Consider the following 26,082-nt stretch of genomic DNA (forward strand, 5'->3'; position numbering starts at 1 on the left):
CCCGATATTCTCTTTGAATGGAGCCTCTTTTTCCATTTACTTTCCATCGTTTAGGAGCAGGCTTCTTTAATATTAGCGTTCCTCCCATACCCATGCCACATGGGGAAGATCGGGTGTTCATGCGGGCGCTCCGCCTCGCATTGCTCGCCAGTCGAGGTGGGGGAATGCGGGGGCGCATCCTGGTGACTTTGGCTAAACAACCCTTGAATCCATTGGCATTGGCCAAGCAGTTGGGGGTGGATTACAAAACGTCCTTGTACCATTTGGAAAAGCTCCAGAAACAGAACCTCGTACTCAAGAAAGGCGATGGGTATGGCGCAGTGTACGTGGTGACATTCACTCCCGACCAGGAAGCCATCTTCCGGGGTATGGTAAGCGACATGGGAGAATCCTTATAACACGCGAGGAAGAGGAATAGACTATGGAAGAATTCATGATGTTCACCCTTTACCTTGAAGGGCTCAACGCCCTTCTCCTCCTGGGATTAGGGAGCATCTATTGGCAGAACTACCGCGCCCTCCCCACCCTGGTGGGGGCGGGGTTGTTGGTATTTTCCCTCATCCTCCTGCTCCAGAATGGAGCCGGGATTTTTCTCCATTTCACGGGGGGAGAATTATATGGCGCCATGGCCGCCACCCACGTTTTCGTGTTGAAGCTCATCGAAACCCTGGCCCTGGCCTTCCTGGCGTATTCCGCGTGGAAGGAATGACCACTTATTCCCAATCAAATGGTGGGCGAAATGGTAGCGCCTCTTTTTTCTAAAAAGAGCCGTTTTGATCAATCCTTTTCATAAAAAGGGCCCGTTTTTTGATCGAATTGTTTTCTAAAAAGGAGTCGTTTTTTGATCGAACTTTTTTTTAAAAAGTTCGTTTTCTAAAAAGCCCAAATGGGGATAATTCATATATACCAGCCCACTCGCATTCCCTCATCGTCCTCGATTGGGACAGGAAGGTTATCGCATGAAAACCACGATGATGCTTGGCATTGGATTGTTCCTATTCACCTTCGGTTGCCTGGCCGCGACCGCTCCCGAATCGGATTTGGAAACGTCCATGGTGAATGAATCCGGGGCCATGAAAAAGGATGGGGATGCCATGATGGACACGGATGGGGAGGCCATGTCCAAGACGGAAAACGGATCCATGGGAATAATAGACGATGCGAGCGTTTCTCCATTCCTCCAATATGTGCCATTCACCCAGTCGGCGTATGCGCAGGCTAAGGCTGATGGTAAAACCATTTTTCTTGAATTCTATGCCAATTGGTGTCCTATTTGCCGCGCGCAGGCGCCGGCTCTTGAATCCGGTTTAGTCAAAATCCAATCTGACAACCTCGTGGCCTTCCGCGTGAATTACAATGATTCCGATACCGATGCGGATGAATCGGCTTTGGCTAAGAAATTCAATATTATTTACCAGCACACCCACCTTGTAGTTGATGCGCAGGAAATAGTGCTCTTGCGTTCCCAGGAATCCTGGTCCGAGGAGGATGTGGTGGAGAAAATAGGGGCTTTCGCATAAGGTATATCTCTGGAAGCTTCTCCCATGGTCGACATCACCTTACCCATTGCTTTCGTCGCTGGCTTGGTTTCATTCCTATCCCCTTGCGTTTTGCCCCTTCTCCCAGCCTTCCTCACTTTTATCGCGGGCACGACCCTCCAACAGGGCCATGAGATCACTAAGGAACAGCGCACCAAAATCTTTCTCGCTTCCCTGTTTTTCGTTCTGGGTTTCTCCGTGGTCTTTTCAGTTTTGGGGGTGTTGCTCCAGAGCGTGCTCCAAACCTATGCGTATGATGTGCGGTCCTATTTGGGTTTCATTGGGGGATCGCTCATTATCATATTTGGATTAATGATGATGGGCTACATCAAAATCCCCGCTCTCCAGCGCGAGCATAAATTGAAAGTCACGCAAACTCGGTATACGTTTCTCACGGCCTTCCTTTTCGGAGCGGCCTTCGCGGTGGGCTGGACTCCCTGCGTGGGCGCCGTTTTAGGAACCGTGCTCACCCTTGCGGCCACTAATCCGGGGGTGGCGTTGCCTCTCATGCTCGCGTATTCCCTGGGTTTAGGCATCCCTTTCCTCCTGGTGGGCGCCTTCATCACCCGCGCGCAAGGGATCATCCAGTGGCTTTCGCCTCATTTGCTAATCATTAATTGGATATTTGGTTTGCTCCTGGTAATATTAGGAATCCTCGTCTTCACGGGCCAATTGGTGGTGTTGGCGAATGTGCTCACCGCTCCCTTCGTGGAGTGGGCGATGGGGAATTGAAAAATAGAAATGAGTAATCATCCTCTTTTCCACATTCGAACATTTCATTGGCGAACGCCCCGCGTTCGAGGTAACCGTGCAGCCGGCCGCATAGGGAAATTCTTTTTCGAGTTTGGTTTCGCGGAAAGGAGAATTGGCCGATCCAGAAGGGAGATTTTTGCAAATGCTCTAGGGAGAATCTGCGGAACAAAAAAAAAATCCTTTTTCTTCCATCACCTTTTTTTGGAAATAAAAGGGTCAAAAAAACGTTCCCACACCAATGGATAAACCAACGTGGCATACACTCCTATGAGGAAGAAGGCGGCGAAGGATACGATTTCATATCCCGGAACTAGGGATATCTGCGCATAGACTTCCCAGGCCAACCATCCGGTAGTGAGCAAACCCCCTCCCAGGCGGATAACGGTGGGAACAGTGAATGGCAAAGGGGTGTGAGACGATCGTTCTTCATACAACATGAAACCCGCGATGAATCCGAAGATAGCGCCCGCGTATATCATTGAATCCGGGGACACGAGAAACAATCCCAAACCGAGGATACCTATGAGTCCGATTAACAATTCATTCTGGCGCGCGCGAATCTTTTGGATGAGCAAGGCCTGGTGGGTGATTTTGGAAAGGATGATGCCGATGAGGGTTCCAAGAATTATTCCAACTCCCACATCCAAGAGATAGTGCACCCCCAAATATACGCGTGACAATCCCACGAGGACCACGAGCAATACCCCCACTCCCAAGAAAGAAGGGGGCACCCATTTTTCTGTCATCATCTGGCTGAATTGGGTGCTTACCAGCATGGCATGCCCACTCGGGAAACCGAATTTTCCCATTCCATCCACATATAATGGTTTGATCCCGTAGTCTATTCCCGGTCGCAGGCGCGCCACCGAGTACTTGAGTACCTCGGTGACCCCGCCCGCAATAATCAGGGCGAGCAATACTCGCAAGGCCATCGGACGGCGATGCATCCAATACAAGCACAGGATGACGCCCCCCCAGAATACTGGCGACCCTAACCAGGTGAGTAGAATCATGAAGCCCGTCACTAGGGGCGACGCGGAGGATTGGAGGAGCTGGGAGAAAGCGACCTCGAATGGAAAAGGGACCTGCATGCGGGTACCAATGGATTTCCAAATAAAAAGGAATGGGGGTGTTTCGATGGGACGTTGAGCCTATTGGTAGGTCGAACGATCGAATGAAAAAAAGACATGGGACCGCTCGTCCCTGAACACGGAGCCTTTTAAAAAAAGGCTCGCGAAAAAAAGAAAAAAAAGACATGGGACCGCTCGGATTTGAACCGAGGTCAACAGCTCCCAAAGCTGCCATCCTACCAGGCTAGACGACGGTCCCCCCTACTTAGTAGTTGGTCGGGCAAGATTTAACTATCTACTGTGGTGGGGATTTTCAAATGATTATGGTTGAATCCGGGATTGAAGTTCTTGCGCCACGTCCCCATCATGCTCCACCCCAATGAGGGTGACTTTCTGGTACATTTCACCCTCCCGATAAGTGAGGGTGATTTTTCCAATACCCATGCGGGAGGAGGCCCAGTCTTGGGTGGCCTTCACCCCCACCATCGCCAAATAGGGAATGAAGAAAACCCGCGTGGGGGTTTTCATCCATAATCCTTTATCCGTGAGCCACGCGTCCCTCTGGAGCACGTCCACGCGCCACAGCCACCGCATTACTGCTCCCACCAGCAAGGCCAAACCCGCAATGACAATGGCTTGGAAGAGGAAAATCTTCCAATTCCCCGCGTTGGTGCGATAGGTGTGAAGGAGAAAAATGAGGAGACCGATGAACCATACCCCCATGAGGGGCGAGGCGAGGATAGAATAGTAGGTGATGGTCCGCGGACTCGTCTTGATCTCATGGAGGATGGTTTCTCCCGGAGCGAGAGGGGGGATATTAGGTTCCATTACAAGGAAAAAAATCCCCCGGGAGTAAATAAAGGAGGGTGACCATCCCCAAAGAAAAAAAGGTCATTTTTTCTTCCGGAGCAAGCGTTTGAGTCCCGGTATCTCTATCTGGGAGGCTTCTGTGAATAAACCCCGGATGCGGAACAGTTTGCGTGCCAAATATGTGGAGGCATAGGAAGGCAAATGGTCATCCTTAACCTCCCGGGATGCCATTTCTTTGATGTAGGATAAAGTCGCACTCGGTTTGGCCGTTTTATCCGGGGCATTTTCAACCAGCCCCGGGAGTTGCTCTCCACCCAAAGACAGGAGATAAGCCTCGAATCGATTTTCCAAACTCACTTTGTAGGAGGACATGAATTCCATGAATGTTCGCGGATCCGCCCCCTCAGTAATGCGGTATTTCTTGATGCATTTCCATTTGGGATAGTTGGCGATGAACTGGATGAATCCTCCGTGCACGTCCATGGGGGGGAATACTCCGCCATAGCTAACACTCAAACCCTCCCGCTCAATCAGCTTCCGCGCACACCGAGCGCGGATGAATTGCTGCATCTCCTTCTTCTCTTTGGCCTGCCACCCCGGTTGATCGGTGGCCGTTGTAATGGCTTGCCCCATCTTGCGCGCCGTGAGCATAGGAAAGGCTTTGTCCGGATTAGGTTCCCCTAAGGCCTCCCCGAGTATTGCATCCACCTCAACCAGGGAAACAGCTTTCCCCAGGTAAGAGTCGATGGCAGCATCCGCCCCCCTGAGGGCCATGGGAAATATTCCCAATTGGACAGGCGTGCGGATGTCGTCCACAATAGGAATGCGCTTGCTCTCATTCCAATTCCCCAATTCCACCTGAAAATCAACGTATCCGGGTTCCATTCGTATACTGGGGGGCTGGACCATTATAAATCCGTATTGAGGGGCCGCTTTCTCCTCCATCTCTTATCCTATTTCATTGAGGGAACCCCTATCCCTATTTTTCCCAAGCAGGAGCCTAATGGTTTATATCCGCCATCCCCGAGGAATGTATTTCCCATATGACTAATCGTATGACCCTCACCGAGAAATGCCAGCGCTTTTTCCACCAGGTTCGCCACTTCGAGGTAAAGCAGGGTTTGGCGTTCGGGAGGTACACGCTTTCCGATTACCTTCTGTTCCTCACTGTAGGTATTTGGTTCGCCGCGATTCTACAGGGGTTTTTTTCCCAGGAAATATTATTCCAGATGGGTGGGGTTGTCCTTGTTCTTCTCCTCGCTTACCACATCGCCCTCTTCCTCGTTTCGGGGGGCCGGGGACGCGTCGTTGACTTCGTGTAAATCCTGGGAGAAAAAAATAACTCATATAGTTGTTCCAACTATTTTCCCCAAATAAATTGAATGCCGCCCAATTTTATCTCATGTTGCCAGGCCAAAGAGCTTGAGCACTAAACCAAACAAATAAAGAATAGGACTCGCCAACGCCACCACGAACGCATAAATGGAATTAGGCAGACTCACCGAACAGAAATTGGGACAGATACCCCCACAATCCACCCCCAACTCCCCCACATCCTTCACTTCATTCGTACACGCCGAAATAGTAGAAATGGGGCACCCCTCATCCACTTGGCTATCACAATCATTGTCGATGCCATCGCACAACTCGAGCGTCGGCACACACGTTTGAGGACCACCGCCGCCGCCACCGCCGCCACCACCACCGCCCCCACTGTCACCACCACCGCCCCCGGGCCCGGGTGGAGGCTCGGGCGCCGCGCGGGCATCCGCACAACTTGTATTGGAAAACGAATCACCCCTAATATTCTCAGCGAGCACCACAAAACAATACCCCTCTTCCGGGATCCCCGTATACGTGTAGGGGCTCGACGATTGTAAATTCACTACCCACCGGGTATTGTTGGCCGGATCGTCAAATTCCTGCCGGGAAATGCCCCCGCTGGCCACGGGATCGGATTCCAAAATCCCGCGGAGGATATAGATAGGCGCGGGCTGCCCGCCCGCATTCGTCCAGGTAACATTCACGCGTCCCGTGGCCGTGCCTGTGGCTGCGGTGACCGTGAAGCTTCCCGGCGGGGAATCCGATGAGCGCGCGGTAGCGCAGGAAGTGGTTGAATACGAGAACCCGTACGCATTCGTGGCCTTCGCGGCAAAGCAATAATCCGTGCTCGCCATCCCCGTGAACAGGAAGGGGTTGGAGGGATTGGTCTGGTCGTAATCCCATACCGTGCCCCCCTCGAACTCGCCGGAATCAATAATTCCATCAAGCGCGATGGGGTGGGAGGCCAATATCCCGCGAAGGATATAATCCACGGGCGCCGTTCCCCCAGCAAGGTCCCAGGCCACGTTCACCGTTCGGGCGGAGGGACCCGTGGTGGCGACCACATCGAAGTTGCCCGGGGGGTTATTGGCCGAGGTCTGCGAGGTCACCGTCAAAGGCATCGAATTAGAAACTATTCCGGGAGCGTTGCGCACGCGCACCGGGTAATCCGTGCTCCCCGTGGAACCCGCTCCCCCCAGGGCTTGGATTTGGGCCGCCGTCAGGTTGAAGCGCAATAGTGTCCCCCCCTGGTTCACAATATTAGGGGAAATAGGGGGGAGATTCCCCACGAGTATTTCAGAGTAGGTCTGGAAGTTGCTCCCCGTGAGGGCGATGGTGTAGTCCGAATCCTCTTCAACCGATTGGGGGGAAATCAGCGTGAGGATGGCCGGGGCTTCCGTTATGGTTAATATCAATCCGTTGGAGGTCCTGCTCCCATTCACCACAAACACATTGTGGGGTCCGACTCCCAACAATTGGGTCTGGGTGGCCGTGAGGGTAAACGTGAGGGAATTGCCATTGGGGTTCACGGCATCCGGTGTCAATAAAGGAAGAGTACCCACGCGCACTTTGGAATACGGGGTAAATTTGCTCCCAGATAGGGTGAATTGCTGGATCCCCCCCACTTGGACCGAATTGGGGTTGATGTTTGTAAGTGTAGGGGTGGGATCGGTGATCGTTAATGTCTTCGAATTGGAATTAATGAGGGTGTTGATGACCAATACGGTATGGAGGCCCACCCCCAGATTATTGTTCACTTGATCCAGGGAGGGATTGACCCGCAGCATGTCGGGAAGCGTGATGGTGGGGCTGCTGAAGGTCACGCTCCCTATTTTCACGCTGGGATTGGCGCCGAAATAATTGGATTGCAGGTTGATGGGGGGATTCGTATTGTATTCGATGGCCGAGGGGGTGACATTCAGCAATATGGGGGCGGAAATGACCAATTGTTGAGCGTTGGATGTTTGGCTGCCCGAGGTAACCGTCACGTTATGCGCATTTACTCCCAGGGAAAGGGTTTGGGCCGGTGTCAGGGAATACGTGAGCTGTGCGGCGTTCACCATCATCACCTGCGTGCAGGGCACGGCGAGCGCCCCCACCTTCAGGGTTCCAATCGTGCAGCTCACCGGGAAATTGGTTCCGTTTAATGTAATCACGGGTGAGGGGGCGTTGTAGGCGATGGTATTGGGGTTCATTCCGGAGGTAGTTGGAGCGCCTCCTCCGCCACCGGCCAATCCATCGAGGGCCCCCGCTTCGTGCGGGGATAGACGGAGGGTATTGGTAATATCCTCCGGCACCAAATAAGTCACATTGGCCGTGCCGATTATGGCTCCCGTGTCGGAAGGCCTGAACCCCAGGAAGTTTCCTCCATACGAATAATTATTTCCCCATCCCGTACTGGGCGGAGTTGTAAAATCCGTTAATCCTTGTCCGATTACATATCCCGTGCTCATGTTTCGCACGCCACTCGTGATGGTATTATTGGTTTGGTGCATGGCCACGACATTCCCAACTAATATTCCCTGATTACTCGTTCCCGATAGGAGTTGAATCGTGTAGGCGCCCGGACTCCCTTGATGATTATACACCACGTTATTCGCCAGCACCAATCCCGGTTGACCGTTCCAGGCAACTAATCCAATGCCATATCCGTTATTGGTATTGAATACAGTATTGTGAGATATTTCCAAATAATCCAAAGAGGCAGTATTATGAGTACCGTCAATGGCCTTATTCCCAATACGAGCGGTTACCAAATTGTTTCTGAAAACATGCCTCCCATTTTCGAATTGTACCCCATTATCGGAGCAATCATGGATCACATTTTTCTCGATGATGTTGCGTTGGTTAGAGAAATACGTTCCCGCGTGGGAAAGATCAAACCACATGCAGGGCCAATATCCTGCCGAATCGCCATAATAATTGTACGCCGCATGGTGAACATGGTTTTCCGCCACCCAATTGGAATGGGAACCCCTATTCAATTGGATTCCCGCAGCCTGCTTTCCGGTGTGATGGATATGATTGAGAGCAATAACAGCATTGGTGACAATTTGTGGTCCACCCATGGTTCCAAACATTACTGCAGTTCCTTTGATGATACCGGCTCCTTCTCCCACGTTGTGAATTTCATTTCTGGTAATAAACAAATAGGAATTGTTTATCCCACTAAATTGTCCTCCATGAATACCCGCGTTCGCGGTGTCGTGGATGCGCAATTGATCCAACCAAATATTACTGGCCTTATTGAAAATGATTCCTTTGTTTCCCCCGGTGATCTCAAATCCACGCAATGCCAAATAGGCCGCAGTAATCCCGCTCCCGGTTTGGCCGATGGCCAAAACATCGTTTCCCGCCCCACTCGCGGTTAATACCGGATTGGCACCGGCGGCCGCGACAACGAAAATAGGTTGTGAGGCGGTCCCCTGTGCGGTAATCCGCGCGGGATTGGGCATCTGATAGGTGCCCCCCGGAACAATGAGCTTCTGCCCGGGGGAGAGGTTGTTGATGGCACTCAGTAATTCCGTTCCCGTGCTCCCGGAGAAAGCGATCCCATTAATAGGTTCGAGCGTCGACCAGGGGGGAAAGTAGGGAGAGGAAGCCCCGCCCGTGTCGCCGATGTTCAGGGGGAAAGGCGCGGAAAAGACGCCGGTGTTCTCCATGCGCACATCGTGCGTCCCCACACCCAAATTAGTGACTTGAACCGCGGTCAGGGAAACATCGAAGCAGAGGGGTGCGGGCTGCCCGGGATAGTTGAATACGTTTGAACCCACGTGTATTTTGGGATTATTCCCCGGGTATCGGCAAGTGAAGGATAAAGTCGCGGCCTGGTTGGCGGGAATGGTATCCGGGATGATCGCATCGATGATGGGGGGGGAAATAGTCAAATCCACAGGAAGCGAGGTGTAAATCCCGGCGGTTACCGTCACCGGATGATCAGTCGCCCCCAGCGTCAGAGTGTTGGCCTTATTGAGCTGGAACTCTAGACTTGTGCCAGTGACATTTTGCATTTGCGAACTTGACGAAAGAATAGTCACCTGATTAGGGGGATTCCCAATCTTCACCGTAGGAGAATTCCCAAAATTGGTACCGGTAACAGTAATCCAGGGAGAAATAGCATTATACCCAATAGTATCCGGGTCCAAAGGCTCCGTAATCGTAGGTACATTAGGATCAGAAACCGAGAAAGACAATGAATTAGAATACGTATTCGCCCCCCGCTTCAAGCGAACCGAACCAATACCCAAACCAAGCGTGCTCAAATCACTTGTAGTGAGCGACGTGGTTAGAGCCACATTGCTGACAAACAACCCAATCTTGGATACGAAACATAATGAGGTGCCACAAGCTCCCTGAAACTCCACCCGATCCCCCGACTGGAATAAATAACCGGAAATAGCAATGGAATTGTAATTCTGACTCGTCACATACGCATTAGGGGTAACCGTGCTCAAAACGAATGACGACGCGCTCACGATAGGCAAAGTAATACTATTCGACATATCCGGTCCCTGAATCACCCGAGCCGAATGATTGCCCACCCCCAAAGTAGTAATATTAGATGTAGTAAGCGTCGCAGTAATAGAAGAGCTAATCGTCAAATTCACCACTGTTGAAGGGGCATTCTCCTTCGCGATGCGCAACGTATCCCCCGGCTCAATACCCGAACCCAGGAGAGTCAACGTATAATTCTGCCCAGGGGGATGAATAATAGGCGAAGGATTAGACGTGATGCCAGTTAGGAATAATGTATCCCCCGCACACGTGCAATTGCTCCCCCCCAGCATGGAAACGAAGGGCTGGATGCAATACCCCCCCAGATTCAAATTATTGGGATCGATGGGAGGCGAATTGTTCCCCAAGGGGCCGCAGGGATTATTGGTGAGCTCGCACTCTTCGACTCCAACCTGGATGATATTGTCCCCGCAAAAGGGGGTGGAACCACCCCCAATTGTATGGGAAGGATCGTTTTTATCGATCAATTGATTGCAATTGTTATCGATGCCATCCGCCGAGTTACCTTCGCTTCTCCCGGGGTGGATGTTGGCGCTGTTATCATTACAGTCCCCGTTGCACGTGGTCCATGTATCACCATCAGCATCAGCACAATTGTGTGGAGAAGTATTTTGATAGATTCCATTTACATATCCTCCACCCAAGTCATTTGGAACTTCGGTAGTTAAAGTTATTCCGCAAAAGACTTCATCATCCACGAAAAATATATCATTACCCCACACATTTTGCGATCCAGCAGAATATTGTTGATTTTTTCCTGCGGGGTGGATGATCGATCTCGAAATAAAATCTTTGAATTTTCCAACATATTCAGCAAATAAATCTTGTTGTCCGTTTTTCAAATAGTTCGGGTCACTACTTCGAAAAATGCCGGCAAGAATTAGCTCATTACAATAACCTGGAATGAACTGGGTTAGAGTATTATCTTGATATTGAGTATAGGTATCAGCTGGATAGGTGGAATTATGCCCGGTAATAAGTTTGTTATAAACACTAAATCCGCCAGTCCTTTCATTAATGTTTTGAGAAGGAATAGCCAGGTTGGGAGTCCTGTTTCGCACTTCCATCGGGGATTTATAGGCGTAAGTATACGTGTAGTGCAAATGATCCGCTACCGCATTTTTTATCATTGTCATTAAGCCGGCATCTGAGGGAGTCAGGACATCACGGTAGAATACAGCCAAAGCATGGGCGATCTGAGCATCATGATATGGCTGTATCCAAACATATGGTTGATTCGCCCCACAATTTATCCTAGCTTCGCAACTCAAAATTGAGGCATAATATTTTACAGGAAAAAAATCCCCGGTAGCCGGGTTGGTGCCTCTCAATCCATCCGCTTGCCTGTTCCTTTTTTGATCAGCGAAAGTGACAAGATTTGTTGCCATCGATTTGTAGATGGGATCCAATGTCATAGAGTAAGAATGGGAGAGCCAGATAATCGAACGGCCTATTCCCCGATCGGAAATTGTTCCACGCCCGCCAGCTTGATTAAATTCATAACGGGATGCTCCGATCTCGATAAATTGGGTCGTCAAATAGCGCCCCAGGTGGTCATCTAGAAACAGGTAACGGTAGTACGAATAGGCTAGAGACAGGTGTTCGGTATCCCGCCATTTCCATGAATGCCACATGGCAAATTGGTTACTATTGTTATTATTGTAGCTCGTTACGCTGCGTCCTTGGGCATCCGTCCGGTGTCCAGATGGGATTTGATTGTATTGACAATATCCCAAAACATCCTTTGCGTTATAAGGTGGCGGAAGGCAAACGATCCCACTCCCCCCATTCTGTTCATACGGAGTAGTTCTGTAATGGGACTCCATAACCTGCGGGTGTTCCTCCCGATTGAATCCGACATAATGGTTTGGGGTATGGATATGCCCATATTCGATGAATCGCATGGTCCGCAGATAATCGGTGGCGCAGCGGTCTCCGCAAGATAATAAGAATCGAGTCGCGAGAATTGAATCCTGATGGTAGTAGTCATAATATCCTCCGGATGATATGTCTTTCCCATTTGAGTAATCATATTGGCCAAAACGATGACCCAGTTGGGAATTATTCATCTGTTGTAATTTTTTCAAATATTGGGACTTGGCATCGGAAGTGTAGGATATGACTGAATTCAAATCCTCCGGGTTAAACATTTCTCGGAAAAAAACATCGTCGATTTGGTTGAACATTTTTAATGGTCCTCCAGATGAAACCCCGTTTTCTTCAATTGGATGCTTGTTAATTGAGGAGAACGAGACTACGGCGCGTGTCAGGAAACCCTGCCCCCCTGCGATGAAATTGCTCGCGTTTGTTACATTTGGCCCTTCATTATAGTTTGCACTTAAAATCTGTTGTCCATTTTCAGGCATGATCCAGAATGTACTCATCGTATTCGTGGAGGCAGGATCCAAAAAAGATGGCGGGAGTTTACTCTCATCCATCACGTAAATCGCATGATCGGCTGTAGCGGGCGTTCGGACCTCCATTTTGATATCAGTGTAAAATATGACCCCGTGGATGGGGTTCTGATATAACGGGCCATTTTGCACCGGTCCACCCGTATTGGATGGTTGCACATCTTCATCCAAATTGTTAGAGTTGATGAGCAGATGATCAACCGTCACAAAATTCTTTCCTGAGTAGGCCGACACGAAGAATACCGACGTGAACAAATAGCTCAAATCTTCGGGAGGTCCGCCCGCAACCGGATCATGGCGTTTATGAATTTCCCAAGTCTTGCGTACGGGTCCGTCTTCTTTGAGTTCCACGCAGTTAGAAGCAAATTTGGGTGTTGCATATCCTTTGGCGTTACAATTCCCCATCCCATCGACATCCAATGTAACAGCATATTCTCCACCTTTGATATCTCTCACCAAAATCCTCAATGAAGAATTATTCCTATTCCGTAACAGATCCTCCACTCCAGGCGCCCAGGTAAAGTTCGGGGAGCTCCCGGTGGAGAGGGTGTAAATGGTTTCCTGCCCCGCTTGCATGGAGGCAAGCACCCAGGCCACCGCGGTTCGAACGGAACCATCGCTGTAATAGGAGGTGGGTTGCACTTGCGTGGGAAGCGTGCCCACCTTCACCGAGGGCAGTTGGCTCACCGTCATCGCCCCGGGTCCGAAGGCAATGGGGATATTCACCGGATCGTTAGACAGGGGGGTGCTATTATTGTTCTTGATGAAAACCTGGTTTACTTGAAGTTGCTGCTGCGCCGCGACCAAACCGGCAAACAGTAACAGGAATAGGATTAACCCCGCCCAACGCATAGGAAACCAAGGCACGGAGAAAAATGTCGTTTATAAACTATTGTCCGATTTCCAACCAACTCCCCTTTTTTACCGATTCCCACGTTTCATACTCGAGGGGCGATGGAAGATATAATAGGCGGCCGCACCCGCCACCAGCACCGCTATTCCAAAGATCAGGGCGTCCTGGTCCACATATATGAGCATGAAGCCCGAGGTAATGAAACCAATGACCGAGGGGATAGGAATTTTTCCAATAGAGAGAGGAACCCTAAACCCCGTGTAGGTGTCCCGCGGTTTCATCCGGATGAGGATGAGGGCGAGGTTCATGAGAGCAAACACAATGAACAGCAATCCATCCGTGACGTGAGCCACAAACGTAATGTCTTTGTACGATGCCAACAGCACCGCGAGCACCGCCGCAACAATCAAGGCATTGCGCGGCTGATGCCCCTGCGTCAAACCAAGAAGGCGGGGCAGCGTTTTTTCTTTGGCCATTCCATACATGATTCGGGAGGCCGCGAGCAGGAGGAGGAGCACCGTGTTTCCCGTGGCAAAGAGCGCGATTAATCCCACCAGTAGGAAGGAGTCGCTTCCCCATACGGTGGCGACGACATCCGCGAGGGGCGCGGCGCTCGCTCCCAGGGCGGCCCCTCCCAATACTCCCACGGCGGCCGCGGCCACGAGAATGTAAAGGATAGTCGAGATCCCGATCGCCAAGAGCAGGGCGATGGGCATTATTTTGGTAGTGTTTTTGGTCTCCTCGGCCAATCGTACCAAGTCTTCAAATCCGAGGAAGGCAAAAAAGATGAGGGCCGCCGCCGAGAGCACCGTGGGAACGAATTCAATGGGTGGGAGAGCGAACCCTTCCCCCAAATGGGGAAATCCCACATAGATTACGATCAACAACCCGGCGATTTCTATAAGGGAAAGAAAACCCGCCACGCTCGCGCTCAATTTGGCACCAAACCAGATAATCAATGTGGAGAGTCCGAGGATCAGAATCATTCCCCAGAAAGCCGGCAGCGTGGTAAGGGCGGAGAGGTAGCTCCCGAATCCTAATGCAACGGTTGCAGTAGAAGCCACTCCCACGATGACCAATGCCAATCCAATGAGGAAGGCCCAGAATGAAGAAAAGGCGTTTTTGGCATACACATATTCGGCTCCCGCTTTTGGAAAACGCGAGGATAATTCCGAGTAGCTCAACCCCGTCATGATGGCAATGAATCCTGCCGCGGCAAAACTCGCCCACACATATTCCTGCGCGATCCCCGCGGCCTTCCCCACTAGCACATAGATACCGGCCCCCAGGATAACCCCGATACCCGCTAGGGTCAGTTCGAGCAACCCAATCTCGCGCGTGAGGGCCATGTGTGATTCTTACATCTGGTGAATAAAAATACCACTCGTAGTTCTCAGGTTTCATATCCCTAAAAAAATCATTTCCCCCTTAAAAAAAGAAAATAGCACGCGGACAAAAAAATTAGAAGTGGGGGATTTTTCCCCCTTATGAATTCAGCGTCGCCGTTTCTTCCGCCGGGCCGGTTTGGTAACGGCCCGATGGGCTTTCTTGGCTTCGGTTTCCAATGCTTCTAAGATGGCGTTGGCGCCGGCTTCCACCGCGTACGCGCCGGCCGTCACCATAGCGGCTACATCCCTGAGCTCATGGGCCTTGTCCCGGGTGGCCCGAACGGTTTGCCTGGCGCGGGGGGATGTTACCGCTTGGCGGATACGTTTTTCAGTGTTGGTCGCTGCTTTGGAAATACCTGAAGCGGTTTTCCGGACACGTCGGGTGACCCCCGAAGTAATGCTCCCTTTTCGGCGAGCTCCTTTCCGGGTGCGCGTGCTCTTTTTTCGTTTGGCTGCCATAAATCTACCTCCTCGTAATAATAGATGATGCTCACGGGAGGGAGACTAGACTATATAAGACCGGGCCCATTTCGCCACATTTTTTTTACAATTGGATTAGACGTCGATCCCCGCGAGCTCGAGTAACACCAGCAACAACAATCCCGGTATTCCTCCCAGGGCCACGATCAGGATGGTCCAGATGTTGATGCTGATATTGATGAATGGGAAAAAATTCACGATCACCAATAGCACCAATCCCACGAGACTGTTGATGATGATCCATCCCAGGGATTCCACGACATTCACCCCGAGCAGGATGATGGCGACCAATACCACCAGCAGCAGGAGAGGTCCTCCCGCCGCGCCATGTTGATTCATTATTCCTGTTGCGAACTCATTTCTTTTCATCCACAATCACCTCTTTTTCCTCCCGCGTGATTTCGCGGTGGCCACCTTTATCTGTCACCACTTTCTTCTCTTCCTTAATAATATGACTCACCCCTCCCTGGGGAATGGATTTAGTTTCTTCTTGTTTGGCGAGCAACATTACTCCTCCGGCAATGGCCAGAACGAGTCCAAGGAAGAAATCCATGGGTTCCCCTCCCTGATCCTTGCCTATTCCGGCGTAGGCGAGTAGGAAGAAAACGCCCCCCACCAAGACGATGATTCCAAGTACATGGAGCATGGTTTCCTCCTATATCAAAATACCGAACACATCCAGCAGGAGCAGCAGGATAATCCCGGGGATTCCTCCGATGGCGGCGATGAGCACGGTCCAGATATTAATGGGAATATCCACCACCGGCGCGAGGTTCAATATGGCCAGGGCAATAACCCCAATGAGGCTGTTGACCAACAGCCAAAAAACGCTTCCCACGAATCGCAGGCCGATGGCCACGAGCAATACTAACAGTACGAATGAAAGAATAGGTCCCAATACCAATACTTCAGCCATTTTTTCACCTCCGTTTTTCCTCATTTTTCGCCGCAACATGGATTGTTTCTCTGCTTGTCATTCCGACCACTTCTCTTCAGGTTCTTCCAGGAAGGACATCCATGAGGATTGGAATTCTTCCCACCCGTGCTCCAGGTTTTGCGCCGCCTCCGCGGTCATGTCCAGGAGGGGGTTCCCTTTCAATTGACCGAAGTCCGTAATCACCGCTTCCACCCGCCGCCCCTTGAGGCGCGGCTGGAACATATCGCGGGAGGCATTATACCCTTCGCTCCGCAATACCCCCACCTGCCGCACCACTTCCTCTTCGAAGGCCTGTTGCTGGAGGGCGTTCATGGGGAATAGGGGGATATATTCACTAATCAACATCTTTTCCCCCGGCCCTTCATGATAATACAGGAAGCGCACCATTTCCAAACCCAAACCATTCTTCTCATTCCGTTCCGCCAGCTCCTGGACCATTTGGTATTGGGCTTTTGGGTTGCCCCAAACGGAATGGTCGATGGGAAGCACGGGGTGAAATACTTTAACCACCGCATGTTGGTAGCGAGCGACATTCCCCTCCATGAAACCCACTTTCGCTTCATACACGATACCCTCTAATCCTTCCCCAATCCGACGGATCTTGTCGACGCGATGGATACTATTGGATGGCATGCCATTCACCTCCTGTGTTGCGTCAAGTTTTCGTTCATCGATATTTCATCCAGCATTCCAAAAAAAATCCGGCTGGATGGTCACGTCCTTTCCGTTCTTTTTCCTAGTTCTTGGAATCGCTTCATGCCTCCACTTCCACGTTGAGAAATACATTCTGATCCACGTGGTCAATCCTTCCGCTGGGCACGATGAGATCCGGTTTCCCCAATCCCCGATCTACAACGAGGGTCGCGATTTCATTGGAGTCGGCGACCCGGTTCACTTCTTTCACTTTGCCAATTTCTTTTCCCATATTGTCGAACACCTTCACCCCTTCAAGCTCTGTCACGGGATGCACAAGCAGGATGACCCCTTCCTTGGTCATTTTCTGTATGTATTCTCGGCCAATGAACTGGTCTTCTTCCACCAATCCCCGGTCGATGCGGATCCCTTCAACCACGAGTGAGTCGGGAGAGAGATAGATGTCCTTGACCTTCCCTATTTCTTCTCCGGAATGGGATAATACCTTTTCTCCCAGGATTTCCTTCACTTTCACCGAATCTCCTCGCGGAGTAAAACCGGTTCTCATTTTTTCCATACGCATCACCTCCCATCCCATGCGGTGAGGGGGACTAATATGCCTCCCGTTCCATTTAGAACAAAATAGGGGGGCAAGTGTCAGAACGTCCTCTCCCGATAATCATGAGCTTGTCTCCGTTTCACAATAATTGCTGGGTCTTCAACTCCTGCCCATTTTCAATGAGGGCTTTGAAACTGGCATACGCGCGGGCACTATTATGTTCCGATACCACAAAATGCACCTCGGGGGGCACCCCCAACACCATGTGGGGTATTCCCGTCTTGGAGAGTTCCATTGACACCTCGCTCATGAGACTGGGAGATTTGAATGCCGCCAATGGAATCTTGATCGTCACGATAGAGAAACCATGTTCAATCCGCAGCTGGTCGGGCGGAGGGATGCGTTCGAGGAGACGCGTCATCTTGCTTTGTTTGAGGAGTGCAATAATATGGGAGGATGACCCCATGATGATGCGGAATTCCGTGGACCCCCAGGGTTCCCCTTCGAGGGTGGAAAAAAGGATGTTTTCCACTTTCTCCGCGTTCTCGAGCATGGCAAACGACATCCCATCTTGAAGGGTGATGGAGGCTTTTTCCAGCATTTCCCTGAGATGGGGGTCATGGAGCCGGGTAGATTGCCGTTCCCCATATCGACGGATAGCGACCATCACCGAATCCACGTTAACCGTCTTCCCCATGTCCTTTTCGATGGCAGGCAACAGTTTGCGCGCCAACGCCGAATAATTAATGATGTCGTCGCGCAGGCCGGTCTTGATGAAGGGGTGCTCATCCAGGTAATGGGCGACCCATTCACTCACGGAATTGGCCATGCCACCAAAGGAGGGGATGAGCTATATAAGCAAACTTTTTTTGACATTCTGTTCTAATATAAACAATCCCCGCGCCGGATGATCCATTTAGGAAAAGAATGAAAGAGTAAATCTCCCATCATGCGAAATTGTTCCAAATTCTAATCTGGGGTGTCGGATTTGCGTATAGCGATAATTTATAGATTGAAAATCAAGTGGGAGTGGAGGTGTATGATATGGATGAAACCAGCCGCCACAATCGGGGAACCGAAAGCGTCAATATTATGCCCACCGTCTGGATGGAAAAAAAGTCCTCACCAACCAAGGAAAAGAGATGGGCAAGGTGAGAGATATCTGCCTCGACCAGAGGACCCTTGATTTCAGGGGGGTAGTCATCGATCGGGGACTCTTTGAAACCACCCTCTTCGTGGGGGAAGCACTATATCCAGGGGATTGGGGAGGATTCCCCTGTAGATCCCTCGCGTCCTAAAATAAGGACCATTCTCAAAAATAATTTTTTTATTATTCATTCGCACAAACCAAGGAGGTGCGATTCGCATGCCCGAAGCGTGGAGCCAAAAACGTGAGCGTCAATACAAGAAGATTAAGAAGTCCGTCCAAGACAGTGGAAAGTCGGCCGCCCGTGCCAAGGAAATAGCGGCAAGGACGGTGAACAAGACCCGCCGCCGGAAGGGCGAACTCAAAGGAAAGTCAATGTCATGAGAATTTTGATCTCTGACATATCATGCCACAATACAAAAAAAAATGAATGATAATCTTTCCCATCAACCAGGCGTGGAATGGATGACTTCCTCCGCGGCCTAAAGGCCGCGGTATCCAGTTAGGGAAGAACATCACAAGCTCGCGTGATTGCTTACCAAAAAATGGGCGACGCACAGTCGCCCTAAAGGGCGAGGTATCCACCTTTTTCGCCAGCCTTTTTTCTAAAAAGGCCGAATGATAATCTTTCCCATTAACCAGGCGTGGAATGGATCAGTACCCTCCCCCAGGAGGAGGGTTTCCATCTCCATTGGATGGCGGGGGTGGCGGTGGTTGGGAGGCGGGGGGAGTGGAAATGGTGTCCGGTGACCCTCCCGGCGACGCGGGGATGGTTCCGCCGGTTACCGTAATCGATCCTTCGGGGAGGGTAGGGTGAAACACACATCGGTAAGAGAAGGTGCCCGTCTGCGCAAAAGTATAGGAATAGGTTCCCCCGGGCGGGATGCTTCCCGAATCAAAACCCAGGCCGGTGACGGTGTGCGCCACCGTGTCATCATTGCGCCAGGTCACCGTATCCCCTACCCCAATGGTCAATGTTTGAGGCACGTAATTGAATCCCGTGATAGCGATGTCCGTTGGGGGAACTCCATTCCCAGGGGGTTGGGCGCACCCGGCGAGGAACAGCAATCCCAGGAGGGCAAGCACGAGTAGGCGCATGAATGAAGTTCTGTACGACCAATACTTATAAGGAAACTTTATTGGATCGGGAGAATCTTTGGGTATGAGCCCATTCTAACCAGGATATGGTGTCATTCCACGTATATCTTGAAAAACAATACGCTCGCGCCCTCATTCGAAAGGGCACCTCTGACTATCCCCACCCACCAGGGTAGGTCATCCCTCTTGCACGATGATAGTTCCGAATAAATGAGGGGCCAAGTGGTCGTGGTATTTCCATTCCCCCACATGGTTGAAGGTAAATGAGAATTCCTCTCCATTTGACAATCCCCGACAGGCATCGAATGCGCTCCCCAAACAGCCGCCCCCCTCGGGATAAGCGTTATGCGTGGGATGCACCGCCGAGGCCGGCCAATGAGGGTTAGTATCCGTGTTGCGGAAGGTGATGGTTTCCCCCTGTGTAATCGTGATGGTTGATGGGAAAAACCCGGACGAGGTGATGAGAATAATGTTGGGTTCCCCGGAAGTGGGAGGCGCCGGAGTAGCGGGAGGCGCGGGAATAGGGGGATTTCCCGCATCGGCGGGCTGGGCGCACCCCGATAATATAACGAGGAGGCTGATAGAAATGAGAAAAACCATTTTGGAATGCGCCATACCCCCTTATCCATTTTCTAGTATAAAAAAGGATAGTGAGGGCCTCATTTCCGGGGGCGATAATTCTTCATGAGAAGGGAATTGGAGACCACGGAGACACTGCTGAAGGCCATGGCTGTGCCCGCGATGACCGGGCTGAGCAGCCATCCTGTGTAGGGAAATAGGATGCCCGCGGCGATGGGTATTCCAATAATATTGTAGATGAAGGCCCAGAAGAAATTCTGCCTGATTTTTTTGAGGGTGTAATGACTGATGTCTATCGCTATGACCACATCCCGGAGGGAATTCTTGACGAGGATAATGTCTCCCGTCTCAATGGCCACGTCGGTGCCGGAACCAATGGCAATGCCCACGTCGGCTTGGGCGAGAGCGGGAGCATCATTCACTCCATCTCCCACCATGGCGACCTTTTTTCCGTCTGATTGGAGGCGCTTGATTATTTTGGCTTTGTCCTCGGGCAACACCTCCGCTATGACCCGGTGAATCCCAACCTGCCTTCCAATGGCCTCCGCGGTGCGGGGATTATCTCCCGTGAGCAAGATGGTTTCTTTTCCCATTTTTTGCAAGGAAGCAATAGCCGCAGACGAATCTTCTTTCACAGTGTCCGCGACTGCTATCAATCCCGTTAATCGGTCATTGATTCCCACAAGCATGACGGTTTTCCCCTCGTGCTCGAGGCGGGCCATTTCATTTTCTGCATTCGTTATAGCGATTCGGTGCTCGGTAAATAGTTTGCGCGTCCCGATGAGAACTCTTTTGCTCCCCGCCCGCGCCGTCACCCCCCCTCCCGGGATGGATTCAAATTTAGTAGTGGGAGGTAAAGAAATGCGTGATTTTTTGGCCGCCGAAACAATGGCCTCCGCGAGAGGGTGCTCGGATAGTTGTTCCACGGCCGCAGCAATCCCGAGCAGTTCCTTTTCACTCACCTGGAAAAGCGGAATGACATCCGTGACTTCAGGTTTTCCATGCGTAATGGTTCCCGTCTTGTCGAACACAATCACATCCAATGATTTCACGCGCTCAAATGCGGCCGCGTTCTTGAAAAGAATACCATTCTCCGCCCCTAAACCCGTGCCCACCATCACTGCGGTGGGAGTGGCCAGTCCGATGGCACAGGGGCACGCGATAATGAGTACCGTAACGAAAACCGTCAATGCGAACAGGAAGGGTTGTCCAGCGATGAAAAACCAGAATAGCCCGGAGAGAATGGCAATGATAATCACGATGGGCACAAATACTTCCGCGACCCGGTCCGCGAAGGCTTGGATGGGGGCTTTGCTCCCTTGCGCTTCTTCCACGATCTGAACAATTTGGGCCAGCATGGTATCCTTGCCCACTTTTTGGGCGCGAAATAAGAATGATCCTGTCTTGTTGATCGTGCTCCCTATCACGGTGTCACCAGGGTTCTTCTCCACGGGAATGCTTTCTCCGGTAATCATGCTCTCGTCAATGGAAGAATGGCCCTGGGTTACGGTACCATCCACCGGAACCTTCTGCCCGGGCTTAACCCGGATGATGTCGCCCACTTTAACTTCTTCGATGGGAATTGACACTTCTTTTCCATTTCGGATGACAATCGCGGTTTTGGCTTGGAGTCCTAACAATTTTTGCATGGCCGCGGACGTTTGTCCCTTGGCGCGGGCCTCGAAGTATTTTCCCAATAGAATAAAGGTAATTAGAAAAGCGGCTACCTCAAAGTACAAATCCTTCATGGAGAAGAGCGTGGATCCCGTGAGCATGGCGAGGGAGGCAATGACACTATACACGTAGGCGGAACCCACTCCCACGGCAACTAACGTATCCATGTTGGGGGATAGGACATTTTTCAATCCCCGAATGAAGAATTCCCGGCCAATCCATAATACAATGGTGGACAGGACCAATTGGATAATGATCTCGTTTGCGTGAATGAAAGAAGGAACTGGCAAAGGGAAAAAATTGGCTAACATCAAATACATGAGGGGAAGGGAAAGAATGAAAGAGAAGAGAAACTTTTGTTTGTAAGCCTCGACCTCTCCTTCCTTTAATTGAGCATGATCATGATGAGAACCGCCACCATGGGATGAATGATTCATACCCATAGGAGAATCTCCCATTCCTGGGTACAACTCATACCCTACTTTCTTTACGGCTTCCGCTAATTGTTTCTCGGTAACCGATTCATCGCTGGTCACGAAAGCTTTTTCCGAGGCAAAATTCACCGAGGCTAAATGTACCCCCGGGACTTTCCTCAATGCTTTCTCAATGGTGAGGGAGCATGAGGCGCAGTGCATACCCTTGATGGCGAAACTCCTTTTCTGGAGTGTGTCTGAATCCTTATCCATGTGTATCATGACCTCAATCCAATTTTATTGGAGTAACCCAAACTTCAATTCAATTAACCATTCCTCATTTTCAAGTAACCTTTTCTGGGAAAAAACATACAGCGCCCCAACCCAATACATGGGACGCCGATGACTTAAACGCCCCTCCGCATCGCCAATAATCAATAGGTTCAGGCAAATCGGTTGTAGATGAATGCTATCACGTACCCGAATAGGAACCCCATGATGCCGGCTTCGATAATGCCGAACAGGATGCCGATAGGAGAGAGGGTGAAGAACATGTGGGATTGCATCATCATCTGCGCCATCCCCCCATACATCCCCCAATTCCCGATAATCCCTAACACGAGCATGCTCAAAGCCGAAACCCCGGCTCCAGCCAATCCCAATGCCATCACATTCAATTTAGTCACCATTTTCCAATCAACCTCCCTCCGCTCACGCAGTCCGTTTTGTTATTTCACTGATAATGTCGATAGGACATTTCTAAATTCCCTCGTTTATATTCTTTTTTCTTTATACTCTCCTCGAATCGATTGGATAGCCAACTCATGTTCATGAACCAGCCCCCCAGACGAAAACCCGTTCGGCCGCCCCACCCACTCCTCGCAGGCGTAACGTCAGCATCCGAGCGTCTTCCACGATGGGAAACAAGAGGATTCCGCTCCGATGATGACCCCCGGGAGGGCTTCCTTCCCATCCCAATGCGGCGTACGTTTTCCCTCTTCCATCCTCGAGCACGCTGACCTGAGTTAAATCTTCTTCCAGGGAGATGCGATGGTTGTCTAATGTCACATCGAACCGAATACCGTCTGAGGAGATGACCTTGGGGGTCACACTCACGGTTACCTCATTCTGGTTGTCCACGAGCGAGGTGAAATCGGACGCACGCAGGGGGGCGGATTCCATCCCTGAGGGGGAAGGACTCTCAAGGAATAATCCATATCCCACCACCCCTACCACTAACACAAAGGCGAGCACCAGGCCCGCTCCTAAAATTTCTTTCGTTTGACTCAATGCACTCGTCATTTTATCCCTCCTCATTTTGTTTTTGGATAATCGTTTGGGTTTGAAAAGAAAGGGCGTCGGTCAATAATCCATGCGTCTCAAGGACGGTGAGCATGTGCACTAACCCATACGCTCCCGCCAGGAGACCAAAACCAAGGAATATTTGTTCATAGGACGCGAGCGCCGCGGCGATCCCCGCCATCCCTAATAGGGGAAATAAATCCAATACGTGATGCGCGCAGCAGGCAGCCATGCTTCCTGCGGATACCCCTCCCGCGGCCATCATGGCGGGGTTGGCTTTTCGCACGCGGTGCGCGAACGCATACAATCCCATCTGCGCTCCGAATAATCCCACTAATGGAAGGAGGAGGAAGCCATTGCGCTGGAGGCTGTCCAGGGCGTGCGCTTCTCCATTCAGTAGCGTGAGCAGTCCTAAATAGGCGGCGAGGAGGAGTACCGATGCCAGAAGGCCAATGCCAATATCCTGTTTCTCCATCCTCATCACTCCTTACAGCAGTCTACAAGTTTAGTGAAGAGTGCTGTCGCCTTCTGCATGGTAGTCGGGGGATCGGGAATCGAGGAAACGGGCGCCAGAATAGGTCTTCCTTTTTCCTTTTTTTCCATGGGAATATTCAACACAAAGAAAAGAGATAGAAGTTCAAATGCATGCGTAAAGAAGGGGAGGGCTTCCTTTTCTTGGTCGCGGGAATGGAGCTTGGTCCCCACCTCATACAGGCGCATGCTGGCCGCCAGCAGATGCTTGGAGGCGCACCATTCCTCCCCTTGTGGATTTTTGACCACCATTTTCATGGTTTCCTGACGCATGCCCCGGATCTCCTGCATGTAATCCAGGTATTTCGTTTCCTTGGTTTTGGCAAATGAAAAATAGAAATGCTCCTCCAGGCTGACGAGATTCATGAGGCCGATGGCCAAATCCTCGAGCGTGGACAAATCCCCTCCCTTCGTTTGAAAATCGTCGGGAAATGGATTCTCCTTTTTTCCATGAGAAATAGGATGCGAGGCGGAGGGAACATGGATCGCCATGTCAAGCCACCCCCCACTGCAACAGGGCCGCGGCACTCCCTACGAGAAGGAGGGAGAGCAAAACCCCTTGATATGGGATGAGGCTCTTTCCCCTGGTTTTACGAATACGCCCGTGCAGGCCATGCGCGACCAGCGCGGCAACCCCCCCGATGGCCACTCCCAAGTAGGATTTTTCAATCCAGTATACTTTATTGAGAAGCCCCCCGCTCTCTCCAAGGAGGCGCAGCGGCAATAGTATTTGGTCCGAGGGCAAGGCGTTCACGGCGATCGCGGTGAGGAGAAAGGTTCCCCCGATGACGAGCGCATCCTGGTGGGGAACGTATTTTTTCTTCATGGCCTGGGCGAACATCAACCCCATCACCATTCCCGCACCCCCCACAAAAGCCCCCACGGCTCCCAGGCCCATTCCCAAATAGGAAGCCGTCACCGCGCCCGTTCCCACGGCGAGCGTGCAGAGGGGGCAGTGGGCGTGAACCACGGGGCTTAACCCCAGGAGAGGGACCCCGAAGAGTCCCCCGCGCAGGAGGGAGGGTGCGTTCATATCAGCACCCGCCTACCATGGTTGGGGCGGCCGACGGAGCCGCGCTCGGCGTATTGGATGGGGCTGCGGGAGCAACGATATTCCCACTGAGCAACGCTCCGCCCGATCCGTTTACCTGCCGGATGTCCGCGGCGAGTTCCCCCACCTGGAGGAATTGCACCACGCTCATCGCGAGCAGGAGAAAGGCTCCCAGGATCAGGAAATAAGACACGGTGTTTCTTTCCGGGGAGGCGACCTCTTTCCCGGCTTCCTCATGTTGGGTGGGCGCACCCTCTTTTCCGTGCGCAGAGTGGTTTTTACAACAGTCCATGTGTTCGCTCATATTAGCACCCCCCCACCATACCGGAGCCGCTTCCCTTCTCTATTCCGCGGTAAGCGTTCGAGGAGAGGTTGATGAAATTCAATGGGATTCCATTGGATTCCAGAGCGACGGCTTTCTGAGATATTTGCGTCGGGAAGAAGAGGGCTTTCCATTTCCCTAATTCTTCGAGTATTTGGTCATCCGTGTATTCGTCCGGGTGTTCCGTCAGGATATACTTGGCCACTCCCCGCATGGCGAAGCTGTGCGCGCACCCGCACGCGGCTTCCCCATTAGCGAAAATAATGGATTCCGCCCCGCAGCAGTATTCACAGCTAATCTGCAATAGGGTCTTGATGTAGCGTTCCTTAGCCTCCCCCTCTAATGTAATTGATTGATCCAAAGTGGCCAGTTTCCGGATAGTGGCATCCGCTTTCTGGGGGGAGTCGGCGGAGACATCGTCATAGGATATACCTAATTCCGCTCCGTATACTGGGGGCACGCCCTTGGGAAGCCCGGCGTATAGTTCTATTTGAGCAGGCGGTGTCGTGGGGGGAGCAGTGATCATTCCCGTGGCGGGATTCATTTGCGTCCCCATGCCACTTCCCATCATTTCCTGCATGCTCCCTAATTGCATGAAATTAATTACCGAAAAGACCAGCGCCAGGGCCAATAGCCCAGATGTAAGGGTCGTTGTCCGATCCATAGTTCCATCATTCTCCTGCCATCCCTTC

At 51.4% G+C, this 26,082-nt stretch carries 27 protein-coding genes, 1 tRNA gene and 2 pseudogenes; 7 read left to right on the forward strand and 23 right to left on the reverse strand.

What is annotated here, in order from left to right; translation table 11 throughout:
- Positions 1 to 92: 92 nt before the first annotated feature.
- The 4 genes from Q8P05_04065 (at position 93) to Q8P05_04080 (ending at position 2,270) form a co-directional block, all read left to right on the forward strand.
- Positions 93 to 398, forward strand: coding sequence for a winged helix-turn-helix domain-containing protein (locus Q8P05_04065; protein MDP2666648.1), 306 nt, complete (start codon positions 93 to 95; stop codon positions 396 to 398).
- A gap of 23 nt (positions 399 to 421) precedes the next feature.
- Complete coding sequence (locus Q8P05_04070; GenBank protein ID MDP2666649.1) at positions 422 to 709, forward strand: hypothetical protein; 288 nt, start codon at positions 422 to 424, stop codon at positions 707 to 709.
- Between the two features lie 250 nt (positions 710 to 959).
- Complete coding sequence (locus Q8P05_04075) at positions 960 to 1,520, forward strand: thioredoxin family protein (GenBank protein ID MDP2666650.1); 561 nt, start codon at positions 960 to 962, stop codon at positions 1,518 to 1,520.
- 24 nt (positions 1,521 to 1,544) lie between these two features.
- Positions 1,545 to 2,270, forward strand: a complete 726-nt coding sequence (locus tag Q8P05_04080) for a cytochrome c biogenesis protein CcdA (protein ID MDP2666651.1) — start codon at positions 1,545 to 1,547, stop codon at positions 2,268 to 2,270.
- Positions 2,271 to 2,482: 212 nt separating this feature from the next.
- On the opposite strand, the gene Q8P05_04085 is transcribed toward Q8P05_04080, so the two are convergent.
- The 4 genes from Q8P05_04085 to Q8P05_04100 form a co-directional block, all read right to left on the reverse strand.
- Positions 2,483 to 3,382, reverse strand: a complete 900-nt coding sequence (locus Q8P05_04085; GenBank protein ID MDP2666652.1) for a phosphatase PAP2 family protein — start codon at positions 3,380 to 3,382, stop codon at positions 2,483 to 2,485.
- A gap of 165 nt (positions 3,383 to 3,547) precedes the next feature.
- A tRNA-Pro gene (locus tag Q8P05_04090) sits at positions 3,548 to 3,620 on the reverse strand.
- Positions 3,621 to 3,682: 62 nt separating this feature from the next.
- A complete protein-coding gene (locus Q8P05_04095) occupies positions 3,683 to 4,189 on the reverse strand; it encodes a hypothetical protein (protein MDP2666653.1) in 507 nt (168 codons plus the stop codon).
- 63 nt (positions 4,190 to 4,252) lie between these two features.
- Positions 4,253 to 5,056 (reverse strand): hypothetical protein, encoded by an 804-nt coding sequence (locus Q8P05_04100; protein ID MDP2666654.1) that lies wholly within the window; start codon positions 5,054 to 5,056, stop codon positions 4,253 to 4,255.
- A 158-nt stretch (positions 5,057 to 5,214) separates the two neighbouring features.
- Between Q8P05_04100 and Q8P05_04105 the strand changes: the two genes are divergently transcribed.
- On the forward strand, positions 5,215 to 5,493 hold the full coding sequence (locus Q8P05_04105) for a hypothetical protein (protein MDP2666655.1): 279 nt from the start codon (positions 5,215 to 5,217) through the stop codon (positions 5,491 to 5,493).
- A 78-nt stretch (positions 5,494 to 5,571) separates the two neighbouring features.
- Here Q8P05_04105 and Q8P05_04110 read toward each other — a convergent pair whose 3' ends face one another.
- The 9 genes from Q8P05_04110 to Q8P05_04150 form a co-directional block, all read right to left on the reverse strand.
- Positions 5,572 to 13,290 carry a MopE-related protein gene (locus Q8P05_04110; GenBank protein MDP2666656.1) on the reverse strand — a complete coding sequence of 2,573 codons (7,719 nt, stop codon included), beginning with the start codon at positions 13,288 to 13,290 and terminating at the stop codon, positions 5,572 to 5,574.
- Between the two features lie 54 nt (positions 13,291 to 13,344).
- Positions 13,345 to 14,625, reverse strand: coding sequence for an APC family permease (locus Q8P05_04115; GenBank protein ID MDP2666657.1), 1,281 nt, complete (start codon positions 14,623 to 14,625; stop codon positions 13,345 to 13,347).
- Positions 14,626 to 14,769: 144 nt separating this feature from the next.
- A complete protein-coding gene (locus Q8P05_04120; protein MDP2666658.1) occupies positions 14,770 to 15,123 on the reverse strand; it encodes a hypothetical protein in 354 nt (117 codons plus the stop codon).
- A gap of 96 nt (positions 15,124 to 15,219) precedes the next feature.
- A complete protein-coding gene (locus Q8P05_04125; GenBank protein MDP2666659.1) occupies positions 15,220 to 15,513 on the reverse strand; it encodes a pro-sigmaK processing inhibitor BofA family protein in 294 nt (97 codons plus the stop codon).
- Positions 15,500 to 15,790 (reverse strand): hypothetical protein, encoded by a 291-nt coding sequence (locus Q8P05_04130; protein MDP2666660.1) that lies wholly within the window; start codon positions 15,788 to 15,790, stop codon positions 15,500 to 15,502. The genes Q8P05_04125 and Q8P05_04130 overlap by 14 nt, the downstream gene beginning before the upstream one ends.
- Before the next feature lie 9 nt (positions 15,791 to 15,799).
- The gene (locus tag Q8P05_04135) at positions 15,800 to 16,060 is read right to left on the reverse strand and encodes a pro-sigmaK processing inhibitor BofA family protein (GenBank protein ID MDP2666661.1); all 261 of its coding nucleotides are present in this window, start codon (positions 16,058 to 16,060) and stop codon (positions 15,800 to 15,802) included.
- A 57-nt stretch (positions 16,061 to 16,117) separates the two neighbouring features.
- Entirely contained in the window at positions 16,118 to 16,714 is a 597-nt protein-coding gene (locus Q8P05_04140; protein MDP2666662.1) for a hypothetical protein, read from the reverse strand.
- 121 nt (positions 16,715 to 16,835) lie between these two features.
- Complete coding sequence (locus Q8P05_04145) at positions 16,836 to 17,291, reverse strand: PRC-barrel domain-containing protein (protein MDP2666663.1); 456 nt, start codon at positions 17,289 to 17,291, stop codon at positions 16,836 to 16,838.
- Between the two features lie 121 nt (positions 17,292 to 17,412).
- Positions 17,413 to 18,102: a hypothetical protein gene (locus tag Q8P05_04150; GenBank protein MDP2666664.1), complete on the reverse strand. Its 690-nt coding sequence runs from the start codon at positions 18,100 to 18,102 to the stop codon at positions 17,413 to 17,415.
- A 265-nt stretch (positions 18,103 to 18,367) separates the two neighbouring features.
- On the opposite strand from Q8P05_04150, the pseudogene Q8P05_04155 reads away from it, so the two are divergent.
- Positions 18,368 to 18,571, forward strand: a pseudogene (locus Q8P05_04155) (PRC-barrel domain-containing protein).
- Between the two features lie 68 nt (positions 18,572 to 18,639).
- Positions 18,640 to 18,786 (forward strand): annotated as a pseudogene (locus Q8P05_04160) (plasmid stabilization protein).
- Positions 18,787 to 19,074: 288 nt separating this feature from the next.
- Here Q8P05_04160 and Q8P05_04165 read toward each other — a convergent pair.
- The 10 genes from Q8P05_04165 to Q8P05_04210 form a co-directional block, all read right to left on the reverse strand.
- Positions 19,075 to 19,518, reverse strand: a complete 444-nt coding sequence (locus Q8P05_04165) for a cupredoxin domain-containing protein (GenBank protein ID MDP2666665.1) — start codon at positions 19,516 to 19,518, stop codon at positions 19,075 to 19,077.
- A gap of 177 nt (positions 19,519 to 19,695) precedes the next feature.
- Entirely contained in the window at positions 19,696 to 20,133 is a 438-nt protein-coding gene (locus tag Q8P05_04170) for a hypothetical protein (GenBank protein MDP2666666.1), read from the reverse strand.
- 44 nt (positions 20,134 to 20,177) lie between these two features.
- A complete protein-coding gene (locus tag Q8P05_04175) occupies positions 20,178 to 22,457 on the reverse strand; it encodes a heavy metal translocating P-type ATPase (GenBank protein ID MDP2666667.1) in 2,280 nt (759 codons plus the stop codon).
- A gap of 170 nt (positions 22,458 to 22,627) precedes the next feature.
- On the reverse strand, positions 22,628 to 22,873 hold the full coding sequence (locus Q8P05_04180) for a DUF5676 family membrane protein (GenBank protein MDP2666668.1): 246 nt from the start codon (positions 22,871 to 22,873) through the stop codon (positions 22,628 to 22,630).
- Between the two features lie 139 nt (positions 22,874 to 23,012).
- The gene (locus tag Q8P05_04185; GenBank protein MDP2666669.1) at positions 23,013 to 23,486 is read right to left on the reverse strand and encodes a hypothetical protein; all 474 of its coding nucleotides are present in this window, start codon (positions 23,484 to 23,486) and stop codon (positions 23,013 to 23,015) included.
- Between the two features lies 1 nt (position 23,487).
- A complete protein-coding gene (locus Q8P05_04190) occupies positions 23,488 to 23,961 on the reverse strand; it encodes a hypothetical protein (GenBank protein MDP2666670.1) in 474 nt (157 codons plus the stop codon).
- A 5-nt stretch (positions 23,962 to 23,966) separates the two neighbouring features.
- The gene (locus Q8P05_04195) at positions 23,967 to 24,509 is read right to left on the reverse strand and encodes a hypothetical protein (protein ID MDP2666671.1); all 543 of its coding nucleotides are present in this window, start codon (positions 24,507 to 24,509) and stop codon (positions 23,967 to 23,969) included.
- Between the two features lies 1 nt (position 24,510).
- A complete protein-coding gene (locus Q8P05_04200) occupies positions 24,511 to 25,050 on the reverse strand; it encodes a hypothetical protein (GenBank protein ID MDP2666672.1) in 540 nt (179 codons plus the stop codon).
- Between the two features lies 1 nt (position 25,051).
- Entirely contained in the window at positions 25,052 to 25,372 is a 321-nt protein-coding gene (locus tag Q8P05_04205) for a hypothetical protein (GenBank protein ID MDP2666673.1), read from the reverse strand.
- Between the two features lies 1 nt (position 25,373).
- Positions 25,374 to 26,054: a hypothetical protein gene (locus Q8P05_04210; protein ID MDP2666674.1), complete on the reverse strand. Its 681-nt coding sequence runs from the start codon at positions 26,052 to 26,054 to the stop codon at positions 25,374 to 25,376.
- Between the last annotated feature and the right edge of the window lie 28 nt (positions 26,055 to 26,082).

The organism is Candidatus Diapherotrites archaeon (genome assembly GCA_030688545.1).
Lineage (GTDB): Archaea > Iainarchaeota > Iainarchaeia > Iainarchaeales > VGJJ01 > VGJJ01.